Raw genomic sequence first — 12,558 nt, 5'->3', positions numbered from 1 at the left:
ATGTGTTGGAATGAATTTTACCGATAAAGTATGTATTGTAACTGGCGGCGCGAATGGACTTGGCCGTACGATTGTTGATGAATTTTTAAACGCTGGGGCAAAGGTTGCCTTTATTGATATCGATGCGGAAGCGGCTGAGAAGCTGGTTGCTAAGTATGGTAATGAAGACAAGCTCTTGTTTTTCCAAGGGGATATCGCGAATGAAGATGTAATTGTGGACTTTGTGGGCAAAGTGATAGGCCACTTTAAGCAAGTGGATTACTTAATCAATAACGCTTGCATTAGTCGTAAAGGAATCCTGTCAGAATGCAGTTTTGATGATTTTAATTACATTTTAAGAATTGGTGTCAGTGCACCATATTTATTAACGAAGCTTTTGTTGGACCATTTTAATTGTGGAGCCGCGGTTGTCAATATTGCATCTTCAAGAGCCTTCATGTCGCAAAAAGATACGGAAAGCTATTCGGCTGCAAAAGGTGGAATTAGCGCTTTAACGCATGCACTTAGCATCAGTCTAGCTGGCAAGGTCCGGGTAAATGCAATTAGTCCGGGTTGGATTGATACCGGTGCTTTTGGTGAACTTACGAAGGAAGATAGTATGCAGCATCCTGTTAAACGGGTGGGTCATCCACTTGATATAGCCAAAATGGTGCTCTTTCTTTGTAGTGAAGATAGCGGCTTCATTACCGGTGAAAATATTACCATTGACGGTGGGATGTCGAAGCAAATGATTTATCATGGTGAATATGGGTGGACATATATACCGGGGAAAGATTGAGATGGTGGGGCGTATTTTGTGGAGTAGTTCCTGACTTGGGTCTTGCAGGTGGTTTACGTAGCCTTATCATCAGCAAACTAGGCTTTGGGCGCAAATGCTGGTGATAAACCGAGTTTATCATCACCAAATTAGGCTTTGGGAGCAGTTGCTGGTGATAACCCGCCATTATCATCAACAAACTAGGCTTTGGGCGCAAATGCTGGTGATAAACCAAGTTTATCATCACCAAATTAGGCATGCCCCACTTTTGAGAGCAAATGGACCGTGTTTTTCAGCTTTAGCCCTAATTCCGGTAACTATTCCAACGCAAAAATCGGCGGGTCGCAAAAATCGGCGGGTCGCAAATGACCCGCCGATAAAATTATTATTTTTGTACACGAATATAAAAATACAAATCAGCGCCACGTTTTTCCGGCTCTTTAAACAACTCATAGCCGTGCTTTACAACTTCCTCTGGTACACTTCGGAACGACTGTGGACAGTCGGCGATTACCTGTAAGGTCTCGCCAATTTTCATTGATTGTAACGCATCCAGCGTATACATAACCGGGTATGGTCAAGGTTCGCCGCGGATATCTAGAATATAATCGATTTGTTCTTCAGCCACTTTATTTCACCCTCAAACTGCTTTGATCTTAGTAAATAACTTAAACTTATTATCATCTAACGGATTGTTCTTTTGCAACAAATCTGTCTTTTGCTTCAACCTTCAAGCCTTTACCATAGCGATAATGCTTTTCCCACCAATCAGATAAGAAAAACCAGGCAGTTAACATTACAATAGTTCCTATTAGGGCTGGATATGGTCCCCAAGCTTCAATTAAATTTAATTTTGGCCAACCATCTGTCAATGCAGTATAGAAACCAAGGTGGTCCCAAGCGTAGGCTAATACAGTTGCACCAATAATATTGCCAACACCAACAACCCAAAATAGCACTTGACCTTCCATTGCTCGGTACATCCAGCCGGTTTCGCAGCCGCCAGCAAGGACGATTCCTAGACCAAATAAAAGTCCACCAATCACCGTACTAGGAGCTGCAGGTTTAGTGATGGCCTCCATTCCAGATTGAAGGAAGATAAATGTAAGAATAACACTTATACCAACGCCGATAGCTAAAGCTTTTGTCATCACAGCGCGTCCACTAACCCATAAATCACGAAATGCAGATGTAAAACATATTTGTCCTCTTTCAATAAGAATCCCAAATCCAATGCCAAATAAAGCAGCAGCTGCAAGGAGCCCTTTGCCATTCATCGCATAAATCGCGAGAATAATAACAAAGACAATAGTTAAAGTGATACCTAGGTATATTTGAAGATTACTATTTTTATTAACCTTTTGAGCAGCAGGTTTGGCTACTGACATTTTCTTTTGTAAGTTTGGCTTCCCACGCCACCAAGAAGTGTTAATGATTTTTACACCAAAGAATGTCCCAATCGCTGTAGTAGCCATAAAAATCCATGAGTGGAATGAGAACTGCGGGATTCCAGTAAAGAAAGCCGCTAAATTACACCCTAAAGCCATTCTTGCTCCAAATCCGGCGATAATACCTCCAATAAATGCTTGCACAAGGCGACGCTTTTGCTGTGGAACGCGGATTTTAAAATTCTTCCCCAGTAACACGGTAATCAGCGCCCCGGCAAACATTCCAATAATAATCCAGCCATCTGTACGGGTGAACGTTGTTCCATCCATTTTCACTAGATTAAAATAAGCCCAGTCTGAAATGTCGATCCCAAAAGACCGTAGAATATGCCCGCCAAATCGAGTGAACTCACCAGTTACCGCCCAAACCGTTCCTGTTAATGCAAAGTAAAAAGCACTAAGCACACCAGCAAGCCCTACTGCGACATATGGGTTCCAATACTGACCAAATAGCTTATTGTATATAGTTTTTAACACTTTTTTGTGTCCCCCTTTACCTAACTTCCTTTGTAACTAATACAATATATATTATAAACTTCCGTTATAATTATAATAAATAAATTTTATTTGTCGATTAATTAAACTCAATCGAGCAATTTTTACCAAGGGAAATAAAATATCTCCCATTTTTAAACTTAGGAGTATAATAGGAAAATAATCTTAAATGGGAGAAGAATTATTTTGGAAAAAGAAAACAGTAAGCATAGGTGGATTGTTTTTGGATCAGTATTGTTTGTATATTTTTTAATAGTAAGTCAAAGAACGGCTCCGGGATTAATTACGGACCAGCTGATGAAGGACTTTGAGATATCGGCCTCGGTGATTGGACTATTAACGAGTATTCAATTTTTGGCATATGCCGGCTTGCAAATACCGATTGGGATTTTGTCGGATCGTTTTGGCCCCAATTATTTTATTATTGCGGGTACGCTGCTAAACGGTTTAGGCACGATTCTTTATAGTGTTGCAACAAATGAATATGTTATTTTGATTGCTAAGTTACTAGTGGGGATCGGTGATGCAACAATTTGGATAAACTTAGTGCTCATTTTAAGTCAGTGGTTTAAACCAAGTGAATTTGTTAGATTACTAGGGTTTGCAGGGATGAGCGGGAGCCTTGGTTTTTTATTAGCAACTGTTCCTTTTTCGACTTGGATTGCTGTAGCTGGGTGGAGGGCTCCCTTTTTAACGGTGGGAATCATCTTAATTTTTTTCGGCATGCTTCTTTACTATGTACTAGTGAAAAAGCCAAAACAAATTATAAAACAGGAAGTTGCAGAAACCTCAGGAAAGCTAGAGCAAAAACGCGAAAAAACGTGGACCATTTTACGGGGCATCATATCAAATCGGCAGGCCTGGGCGGCGTTCTTGTGCCACTTTGGTATAGTTGGAACATATGTTGGTTTCATTGGGTCATGGGCTGTGCCTTACGGAATGCATGTATATGGTTTGACACGTTCCGATGCAAGCCAGCTTATAATGGTTGGTCTAGTAGGAGCTATTATCGGCAGCCCATTAGCTGGCTCGCTTTCGAGCAGGATTGATTCAATCAAACGCCCTTATGTTGTTGCACATGGAATTGCTTTGCTTAGTTGGTTTGCCTTTTTTATTTTTGGAGGAAAGCCGCCTTTTTTCATGGCAATTATCTTTTTCTTTCTTATCGGTTTTGGCAATGGTGCAAATATGTTAACATTCGCACTTGTTCGTGAATCTTTTCCAATGAAAGAAGTTGGTGTAGCATCAGGATTCGCAAATACAGGTGGATTTTTGAGTGCTGTTCTTTTGCCTAGTCTATTTGGGAAGGTGCTTGACCACTTTCATACGGCGACAAGCAATATTGGCTACCATTACGGTTTTATCATTCCGGTTGTCTTTTCATTAATGGGGTTCATCGGGGCTATAATGATTAGAGAGGAAGAGAGTGGTGAGTTACTCGTCACGAATACACATAAAGTAAATTAAAAAACAAAGGAAAAGGTGACCAAAATCATAATGATTTTAGTCGCCTTTGTTGGTTATTATTGCTGCTCTTTTTCATTTTCCAAATTACTTTTCCAACGGCAACCACCCATAATGCTGTAAGTACAATATAAGTATAAAGGCTTGCAGTAAAAGAAACATCTAAGGCACTTAATAAAGTTCGGATATTTGTGATAATAATGATGCCGCCTACAAGTGTGCCTAATAAGTTTGTTGGAATAATTCTGACTAACCAAGCTGCAATAGGGGCTGCAATCACGCCGCCAATGATTAGGGCTAAGACCCACTGGATATTGATTTGCGTCCATCCTAGTGTTATAAGAAATCCTAATGTAGAGGAAAGGGCAATAGCAAATTCACTTGTATCCACCGAACCGATTACTTTCCTTGGCTCCATTTTGTTGCTCGTTAATAAAACTGGAGTGGAAATAGGCCCCCATCCACCTCCACCGGTTGCATCAAAAAATCCGGCAATAAAGCCTAGTGGAATAAATTGCTTTTTTGACATTGTTGTAGTTTTTGAGAATTCTTTTGGTTGGTTATATTTGAAAAGAAAGCGGTATATTACAAAAGCCCCCAAAAGTAGCAGAAAAAAAGATACATATGGTTTGATGATATCACCTGGAATGCTGCCTAAAAAACAGGCACCAAGAAAAGCTCCAATTGATCCAGGGATAATTAATTTATAAACTACTTGTTTATCAACATTTCCAAAGCGAATATGTGCTACACCTGATGCAGCGGTTGTTACTACTTCAGCCATATGAACTGATGCTGAGACAACTGCCGGTGCAATTCCGAACATCAGTAATAATGAAGAGGATGTAACTCCATATGCCATACCTAAAGAACCATCAACTAACTGTGCTACTAAACCGATTAAAGCAAGGATAACCAACCGTCTCAAAACTACCTCTCCTTTTTAAAAAATTACTGAATTGACCACGCTTATCAAGTTTCTAACCTAAGTTATGTTAAAACCCATGGGTGGGTTCATTGTCTAATCTAAAAAGGGCGGTTATCACGAATGGAAGAATTTAAAACTTCACTATTTTGCCTAAAAGCCTAGAAGTTATTGTTTCGATAATATTATAGTGTTATAATGTGGTAGCGTACTAAAGTAAAATATAATTGAAAAAGGGGTATATAATATGAGACGGTTTGCTTCCATTATTCTCGTAATTGCTGCAATGTTTATGATTGTAACAGGCTGTTCGTCTAAATCTGCACCGTCAGAAAACGCGGACAATTCTTCTGCAACTCAAGATAAAAATACAACGAATGAGGGCAGTAAAGACAAATTAGTAATTGGTATTGATGATAAATTCGCACCAATGGGATTTCGCGATGAAAGCAATAATATCGTAGGTTTTGACATTGATTATGCAAAAGCTGCTGCTGAAAAAATGGGAGTTGGCGTGGAGTTCCAACCAATTGACTGGACTACAAAAGAATCAGAGTTAAGCAGTGGACGGATTGACCTTATTTGGAATGGTTACACTATTACAGATGAACGTAAACAAAAGGTTCTTTTTACAAAACCTTACTTAGCAAATGCGCAAGTAGTCGTTACGCTTGCTGATTCAAAAATAAAAAGCCTAGCTGATCTAGAGGGTAAAGTTGTCGGCCTTCAATCACTTTCTTCGGCTTCTGATGCATTAAACGCAAATCCGATTAAGGATAAAATTAAGACAGTTACTGAGTTCCCAGATAATGTACTAGCTTTGAATGATTTAAGAAGTGGTCGTATTGATGCTGTTGTCATTGATGAAGTTGTTATTGATTACTACATGACAAAACAGAAAGATACATTCAAAGTTCTTGATGAGTCACTTGCTCCAGAAGAATATGGAGTTGGTGTGAAAAAAGGAAATGAAGACCTTTTAAATAAGCTTCAAAAAGCACTTGATGAAATGAACGAAGACGGCACTGCAGCTGAAATCTCAACAAAATGGTTTGGTGAAGATAAAGTATTAAAGTAAAAGGGTAGAGGGGCAGTCTCAGAAGTGTCTGGCATCCACGTGGGTGCCAAGGCATCTGCATATTGTATGTGGTGCCTGCACACAAGATGAGATTGCCCCTTTTTTTCTTGGGAGGATCCTTACATGTCGATGGATTATTTAATCAACATACTAAAGCCGATGCTTGAAGGGGCGCAAATGACCGTCCTTTTGTTTGTGATTGCGATTGTGGCGTCCATTCCATTCGGTTTCCTATTAACACTTGCTGTAAAGAGCAGCTTTAAGCCTTTATCATGGCTTGCCAACGGTTACATTTATGTAATGCGTGGTACACCATTGTTATTGCAACTTTTACTTATTTGTTTCGGTTTACCAATGCTACCTGTTGTAGGAGAATACTTGGTTTTTGATCGCTTTGTGGCAGCTTGTATTGGCTTTGTTTTGAACTATGCCGCCTATTTTGCAGAAATATTCCGCGGTGGGCTTCTAGCAATTGATAAAGGCCAATATGAGGCGGCCCAAGTTCTAGGGCTTAGCAAGTGGCAGACAACAGTACGAGTCATTTTGCCGCAAATGTTCCGTATTGCTCTCCCTGCAGTGGCAAATGAGTCAATTACACTTGTCAAGGATACTGCGCTGCTCTATGCTGTTGCTGTACCTGAATTACTGCACTTTGCTCAGACAGCGGTAAACCGTGATTTTACAATCGTGCCTTTCTTCGTGGCCGGTATTATTTATTTACTAATGACGCTGTTGTTGACTATTTTCTTTAAATGGCTTGAACAGCGATTTCGGTTTGAATAGAGGGGTGCTAATATGGCTATAATCGATGTGTCCAACCTCAAAAAATCTTATGGAAAATTAGAAGTATTGCAGCAAATCACTTTTGATGTCAATAAAAACGATGTCGTTGCAATTATTGGACCATCAGGTTCCGGAAAAAGCACGATGCTTCGCAGTCTCGTCCATCTTGAGGAAATTAACGGCGGCAGTATTTGTGTTGATGGTGACTATTTGGTTAAGGATGGATTGTATTCAAATCCTCAAAATATAAGGCGGATCACGGCCAAAATGGGGATGGTCTTTCAACATTTCAATCTTTTTCCGCATCTGACCGTTAAAGAAAACTTGGAGATGGCACCAAAATTATTGAAAAGTGAGTCTGTTGATGGTATCCAGCGCAGAAGTGCGGAGCTGTTAGAGAAAATTGGCCTTACCAACTGGGCAAAAGCGTATCCGGCAAAGCTATCAGGCGGTCAAAAACAAAGGGTAGCAATTGCCCGCGCACTTATGATGAATCCGGAGATTCTTTTATTTGATGAACCAACTTCAGCTTTGGACCCTGAATTAACTGGAGAAGTACTGCAAGTTATGAAGGATCTTGCGAAAGAGCATATGACGATGATTGTTGTAACTCACGAAATGGGATTTGCTAGAGAAGTTGCAAACCGCGTTTTATTCATGGATAATGGTGAAATTGTTGAATCTGGTCACCCAACTGAACTTTTTGCAAACCCTCAATTCGAGAGGACAAAAGCTTTCTTGAATCGTAGCTTGAAATAGATTATGGACATGTTAATGCCTGATTCCTTTTGTGTTATAGGATTAGGCATTTTTTTTACGTCTATTTAAACCAGCCCTTTTCCTTGGAGTGCTTAATTGCTTCTATTCTATTTTTTACTTCTAATTTATCAAGAATAGTAGAAATATAATTTCGGACCGTTCCCGTTTTTATACTTAATTCATCCGCGATTTCCTTTGTGTTTTTTCCGTCAGCAACAAGCTCTAATACTTTGATTTCCCGTTCAGTCAGCGGGTTTTCTTCGCCAAAGGCATCTTCAATCAGTTCTGGCGCATATATTCTTTTACCAGCGACAATACTGCGGATAGAACTTGCTAGCTCGTCACTTGGGCTATCTTTCAGTAAATAGCCATTCACACCTGCCTTTAATGCCCGTTGAAAGTAACCTGTGCGAGCAAAGGTAGTCAAAATAATAATTTTGCAACTAGAATCTTTAAGCTTTTCGGCAGCATCGAGTCCTGATTTGCCAGGCATTTCAATATCCATAATGCATACATCAGGCTGGAACTTTTGAACGAGGGCAATGGCTTCTTCACCATTGGAAGCCTTCCCTACAACTTCCATATCATCCTCAAGCTCTAGCAATGATCCGAAGGCACCAAGCAATAATTGTTGATCCTCGGCAATAACGATAGTAATCATGATACACCCCTTCTAATCAGCCTGTTTAACATCGTTCGGGACGCGAATAATTAGAGTTGTCCCATCATCGGTTAAGATCTCAAGACTTCCATTGACAAATTCGAGACGTTCCTTCATACCTGCTAATCCAGCCCCTTTTATATCTTTGTCGTTGCGAATTTTAAAAGTGCCATTGTCCTTTACGGTCATGATGACTTCTTTCCATGTTTGTTCTATGGAAATCGTGCAGCACGTTGCACCACTGTGCTTGACTATATTTGTAACAGCTTCTTTTAAGCACATGCTTACAATATTTTCTGTAAGCAGCGAAACATTTATCAGCTTGAAATCATTGGCACATTCAAAGTTAATTTTGGCAGCATTGAGAATTTTAGTAACTAATACAATCTCCTCTTTTAAACTAATATTTCGCATTGAAGAGACTAATTTTCGTACTTCATTAAGTGCTGTCCTTGCTGTTTGTTGGACATCCTTCAGTTCCTTTTGAGCTTGTTCAGGATTTTTAAAAATCAGTTTTCTAGCTAGGTCGCTTTTTAAGCCGATTAATGAAAGCTTTTGTCCTAATGTATCATGGAGGTCGCGAGCGATCCGTTGCCGTTCTTCTAATTTACTAAGCTCTGCGATTCGTTTATAAGCATCTTCAAGTTTTTCTTCAAGCTGTCCACGCTCATTTTTATTATGAATACTAAAAGGTAGAAGAATGACACTTATCCAAATGATAATGACAAATGGCAGTTGCTTTAAAAACAATTGTCCGTGCTGCACGATGCTTACATTAATGGAAACGGTCGTACTGATTAAATGAACAAAATAAAGAATGAGGAATGTCGAGCGCTTTTTTATGTTCCCGATAAAATGCACTAGAAAAAATGCAAAATATACATAGTTGAAAAGACTCGTTGATACACCAGAAATTCCAATTAAAATAAATGTCCATATATATATGAGCCATCCTTTTGAATATAAAGCAATTTGATAAATAATAAAGAAGACGACTGTAAGCAAGATTCCTACGACTATCTCTGTCGTGGATGTTAATTGAAAAAGATAATAAAATGGTAAGATATATAGAATCGTCCAAATGTAGGGGGACATCCCATTATTTTTGTGAAAGGTTAAATACCTTTTGAACATGAAAATAAACCTCTTTTTACTTTAATCCTATCATAAAAGTCCTAACCTGCTACCATTATAATTTAGATTGTACAGTAAATTGCCCCATTGTTGTTTTTGATTCTGATAATCTTTTAAGATGTTTAAAGGTTACAAACTTTTTCCCCTGTTCATCCCAAAGCCGAAATTTAAGACAGCTCAGGCTCGTTCTTAATGTAAAGGTTGGGACATTTTGTAAAGGGGTCGTGTTATTATGGACTGCCTCTAATTTATAATTAGGCACCTTTGGGCTTAAATGATGTACATGATGAAAGCCAATGTTCCCCGTAAACCATTGCAATATTTTAGGGAGCTTATAATAAGAACTTCCTTTCACAGCTGCTTTTACAAAGTCCCAGTTTTCATCTTGCTCAAAATAAGAATCTTCAAAAGTATGCTGAACATAAAACAACCAAACCCCAATTGACCCTGAGATTAAAAAGATTGGCCCTTGCACTAAAAGAAAGTCTTTCCAGCCAATTGTAAGGCAAAATAGTACCACTATGAGAGCGATAATGATATTTGTAATATACGTATTTATACGTTCTTTGCCACCAGCTTGCCTACGATTAAAGCGGTTTTTCAGGAGAAATACATAAATAGGTCCAAGCATAATCATAATAAACGGATTTCGATAAAGCCGATAAGAGATTTTCGTCCATAATGATGCACTTACATACTCTTCAACCGTAAGTACCCAAATATCGCCTACGCCTCTTTTACCTAAATTGCTGCTTGCAGCGTGGTGAACAACATGGTCATGTTGCCATTTTCTGTATGGAAATATCGTTAAAATGCCGGTAATTGTGCCGAGGATATCGTTCGCCTTTCGATTTTTAAAAAATGAATAATGACAACAGTCATGAAAAATGATAAAAATCCTTGTTAATAACCCGGCACCAATGATGGCCAGAGCTAATGTAAGAAGATAAGATATCGATAAGCTTTTGTAAGCGAGAAACCATACAGCGATAAAAGGTAAAATCGTATTTGAAAGCTGAAAAATACTGCTCTTTTTGTCTGAATTTTCATAGGGGGTAACTTGTTTTCGTAAGATTTTTTGCTCCGTTTGTAACATTATAATCAAATCCCTTTCCAGATTTTTTGATTTATTAATTTTAATAATAAAGAATGGAAGAGGATTTGTGCAGACATAGCTGTCATGTATAAAAGATGACAAATATCATGTTTTATGAAAAATACAACATTAATAACGTGAATATTAAGTAAATATTAAAAAAATATACATATTTAAATGTGTGGTAATGAAACTTTATATGATAAAATATACCAAAATAATACATTACTTACTCAGGGGGCTGAAAATGAGAAGGAGCTTAACATGGCAACTTGGTATAATCATTATCAGTATAATTTTCGTTTCAATGATGATATCATCTTTATCTAATTATTTTATAAGCTATAAAAAAACAACAGAAGCTGCAGGTATTGAAGCGGTTGGATGTGCCAATATTACGACTGGACTCGTTAATCCGAGCGATCTTTTGGAAGCGATTAACGGAAATGAAGAAAAAACAAAAGGGATAGAAAACGCGATTAATTGGACGACTGAGCATAAACGTCTTTTTGATTCCCATTATATTCTAAGTCTTGATGGAACGATATTAGCGGCAGATTTTAATATAAAAAAACAAGGATTTAAAGCTGGAGATAAATTTTATATAGATGAAAAAGCGGTTAAAATGATCTTAGAAACCAAGCACCCTCACTACTCTTCAATTTATGAGTATGGTGGTATGAAACGTCTTACTGGTTATGCACCAATCTTTAAAGATCACGATCCTAATAAAGAAATCATTGCTTTAAATGCTATTGATTTCAACGCAAAAATTGTAAAAGAGAGAACATGGGCATCTGTTAAAGATAGTTTCATCTTAGGTTTGTTGCCAACGGTGCTTGCCAGCATCATTACGATTTATTTAATTAGAAGGAAAACAAAAGCTATTTCTCAATTAATTGGATATGCGAAAAAAATGGCGGATGGAGATTTCTCAGATCCGGAAATAGAAAATAAAAGTAAAGATGAAGTTGGTGACTTAGCAAATGCATTAAATTTCATGGCCAAGAATCTTAGAGAGTTAATCTCCCAAATAAGATTCACTAGTGATATGGTCTCTTCCTCTGCAATCCAGTTGATGACAAGTTCCGAGCAATCGGACTATACTACGAAACAAATTGCTAAAACAATGCAAGAGGTAGCCATTGGTGTAGAGAAACAATTCAAGAATGTTGAGGAAACTTCACTAACTGTAAATGAGATGTCAATGGGTGTTCAGCAAATTAACAGTAATGCTCAAAGTGTTTCGCAAAGAGCAATTGATGCTTCTGAAAAGGCAGCAGATGGTGGGCAATCAATTCAAAATGCCGTGCAGCAAATGAATTTAGTAAATCAAACTTTTAATGGGTTATCTGGAATGGTAAAAGGTTTAGGAGAACGTTCCAAAGAAATTGGGCAAATCATTGAAGTCATTACAGGAATCGCTGAACAGACTAACCTTTTAGCCTTAAATGCAGCGATTGAGGCAGCGAGGGCCGGAGAACATGGACGTGGATTCTCGGTAGTTGCAGAGGAAGTTCGCAGGCTTGCAGAGCAGTCTGCACAATCAGCCCATGAAATTTCAAGATTAATTTCTTCGATTATGGAAGAAACAGAACAAGTCGTTCAATCAATGGAAACAGCTTCAAATGAAGTGAATGAGGGTATTGCAGTAGTAAATACCGCAGGAAATACATTCGAAGTCATAGAGCATTCCGTTAATGATGTTACTGCACAAATCCAAGAAGTTACTGCGGCTGTTAAACAAATGGCCTATGGTGCAGAACAAATTGTTAAATCTGTCCGGTTTATTTCTGAAGTTGCCGAAGAAGCCGCATCAGGTACACAAGAGGTTACAGCATCTACTGAAGAGCAATTATCAAGCATTGAGGAAGTTTCCTCATCAGCCGGAGAATTGGCCAATATGGCAGAAGAATTACAGAATTTATTAAGTAAATTTAAGGTTTAAGACTAAATAA

General features: G+C 38.4%; 12 protein-coding genes. 6 read left to right on the top strand and 6 right to left on the bottom strand.

Annotated elements, in window-relative coordinates; genetic code table 11:
- Nucleotides 1–10 precede the first annotated feature (10 nt).
- A complete protein-coding gene (locus tag ACNQFZ_RS08005) occupies nucleotides 11–778 on the top strand; it encodes an SDR family oxidoreductase (protein WP_458414751.1) in 768 nt (255 codons plus the stop codon).
- A gap of 364 nt (nucleotides 779–1,142) precedes the next feature.
- On the opposite strand, the gene ACNQFZ_RS08000 is transcribed toward ACNQFZ_RS08005, so the two are convergent.
- Together ACNQFZ_RS08000 and yedE are read right to left on the bottom strand one after the other, a co-directional pair.
- Nucleotides 1,143–1,322 (bottom strand): sulfurtransferase TusA family protein, encoded by a 180-nt coding sequence (locus ACNQFZ_RS08000; RefSeq protein WP_458414750.1) that lies wholly within the window; start codon nucleotides 1,320–1,322, stop codon nucleotides 1,143–1,145.
- A 115-nt stretch (nucleotides 1,323–1,437) separates the two neighbouring features.
- On the bottom strand, nucleotides 1,438–2,682 hold the full coding sequence (gene yedE, locus ACNQFZ_RS07995; protein ID WP_458414749.1) for a selenium metabolism membrane protein YedE/FdhT: 1,245 nt from the start codon (nucleotides 2,680–2,682) through the stop codon (nucleotides 1,438–1,440).
- Between the two features lie 204 nt (nucleotides 2,683–2,886).
- On the opposite strand from yedE, the gene ACNQFZ_RS07990 reads away from it, so the two are divergent.
- Nucleotides 2,887–4,167, top strand: coding sequence for an MFS transporter (locus tag ACNQFZ_RS07990; protein ID WP_458414748.1), 1,281 nt, complete (start codon nucleotides 2,887–2,889; stop codon nucleotides 4,165–4,167).
- Nucleotides 4,168–4,192: 25 nt separating this feature from the next.
- On the opposite strand, the gene ACNQFZ_RS07985 is transcribed toward ACNQFZ_RS07990, so the two are convergent.
- Nucleotides 4,193–5,092, bottom strand: a complete 900-nt coding sequence (locus ACNQFZ_RS07985) for a sulfite exporter TauE/SafE family protein (RefSeq protein WP_458414747.1) — start codon at nucleotides 5,090–5,092, stop codon at nucleotides 4,193–4,195.
- Nucleotides 5,093–5,336: 244 nt separating this feature from the next.
- Here ACNQFZ_RS07985 and ACNQFZ_RS07980 point away from each other — a divergent pair, with 244 nt between their 5' ends.
- The 3 genes from ACNQFZ_RS07980 (at nucleotide 5,337) to ACNQFZ_RS07970 (ending at nucleotide 7,709) form a co-directional block, all read left to right on the top strand.
- A complete protein-coding gene (locus ACNQFZ_RS07980; protein ID WP_458414746.1) occupies nucleotides 5,337–6,167 on the top strand; it encodes an amino acid ABC transporter substrate-binding protein in 831 nt (276 codons plus the stop codon).
- A 123-nt stretch (nucleotides 6,168–6,290) separates the two neighbouring features.
- The gene (locus tag ACNQFZ_RS07975; RefSeq protein WP_458414745.1) at nucleotides 6,291–6,950 is read left to right on the top strand and encodes an amino acid ABC transporter permease; all 660 of its coding nucleotides are present in this window, start codon (nucleotides 6,291–6,293) and stop codon (nucleotides 6,948–6,950) included.
- 12 nt (nucleotides 6,951–6,962) lie between these two features.
- A complete protein-coding gene (locus tag ACNQFZ_RS07970) occupies nucleotides 6,963–7,709 on the top strand; it encodes an amino acid ABC transporter ATP-binding protein (RefSeq protein ID WP_458414744.1) in 747 nt (248 codons plus the stop codon).
- A 61-nt stretch (nucleotides 7,710–7,770) separates the two neighbouring features.
- On the opposite strand, the gene ACNQFZ_RS07965 is transcribed toward ACNQFZ_RS07970, so the two are convergent.
- From ACNQFZ_RS07965 to desA, 3 genes are read right to left on the bottom strand one after another with little or no spacing between them, the layout of a single operon-like run.
- Nucleotides 7,771–8,370, bottom strand: coding sequence for a response regulator (locus ACNQFZ_RS07965; RefSeq protein WP_458414743.1), 600 nt, complete (start codon nucleotides 8,368–8,370; stop codon nucleotides 7,771–7,773).
- Between the two features lie 12 nt (nucleotides 8,371–8,382).
- Nucleotides 8,383–9,504 (bottom strand): sensor histidine kinase, encoded by a 1,122-nt coding sequence (locus ACNQFZ_RS07960; RefSeq protein WP_458414742.1) that lies wholly within the window; start codon nucleotides 9,502–9,504, stop codon nucleotides 8,383–8,385.
- Nucleotides 9,505–9,559: 55 nt separating this feature from the next.
- A complete protein-coding gene (desA, locus tag ACNQFZ_RS07955) occupies nucleotides 9,560–10,600 on the bottom strand; it encodes a Delta(5) desaturase DesA (protein ID WP_458414741.1) in 1,041 nt (346 codons plus the stop codon).
- Nucleotides 10,601–10,847: 247 nt separating this feature from the next.
- Here desA and ACNQFZ_RS07950 point away from each other — a divergent pair, with 247 nt between their 5' ends.
- The gene (locus tag ACNQFZ_RS07950) at nucleotides 10,848–12,548 is read left to right on the top strand and encodes a methyl-accepting chemotaxis protein (RefSeq protein WP_458414740.1); all 1,701 of its coding nucleotides are present in this window, start codon (nucleotides 10,848–10,850) and stop codon (nucleotides 12,546–12,548) included.
- Nucleotides 12,549–12,558 lie beyond the last annotated feature (10 nt).

The sequence above is a fragment of the Schinkia acidoalkalinis genome, assembly GCF_054301215.1.
This window is presented reverse-complemented; position numbering and strand designations above follow the sequence as displayed.

Bases quoted from the DNA above. Each gene is read 5' to 3' on its own strand.
- ACNQFZ_RS07950 (WP_458414740.1), top strand. From the start codon at position 10,848: ATGAGAAGGAGCTTAACATGGCAACTTGGTATAATCATTATCAGTATA.
- ACNQFZ_RS07970 (WP_458414744.1), top strand. From the start codon at position 6,963: ATGGCTATAATCGATGTGTCCAACCTCAAAAAATCTTATGGAAAATTA.
- ACNQFZ_RS07975 (WP_458414745.1), top strand. From the start codon at position 6,291: ATGTCGATGGATTATTTAATCAACATACTAAAGCCGATGCTTGAAGGG.
- desA (WP_458414741.1), bottom strand. From the start codon at position 10,600: ATGTTACAAACGGAGCAAAAAATCTTACGAAAACAAGTTACCCCCTAT.
- ACNQFZ_RS08005 (WP_458414751.1), top strand. From the start codon at position 11: ATGAATTTTACCGATAAAGTATGTATTGTAACTGGCGGCGCGAATGGA.
- ACNQFZ_RS08000 (WP_458414750.1), bottom strand. From the start codon at position 1,322: ATGTATACGCTGGATGCGTTACAATCAATGAAAATTGGCGAGACCTTA.
- ACNQFZ_RS07965 (WP_458414743.1), bottom strand. From the start codon at position 8,370: ATGATTACTATCGTTATTGCCGAGGATCAACAATTATTGCTTGGTGCC.
- ACNQFZ_RS07980 (WP_458414746.1), top strand. From the start codon at position 5,337: ATGAGACGGTTTGCTTCCATTATTCTCGTAATTGCTGCAATGTTTATG.
- ACNQFZ_RS07960 (WP_458414742.1), bottom strand. From the start codon at position 9,504: ATGTTCAAAAGGTATTTAACCTTTCACAAAAATAATGGGATGTCCCCC.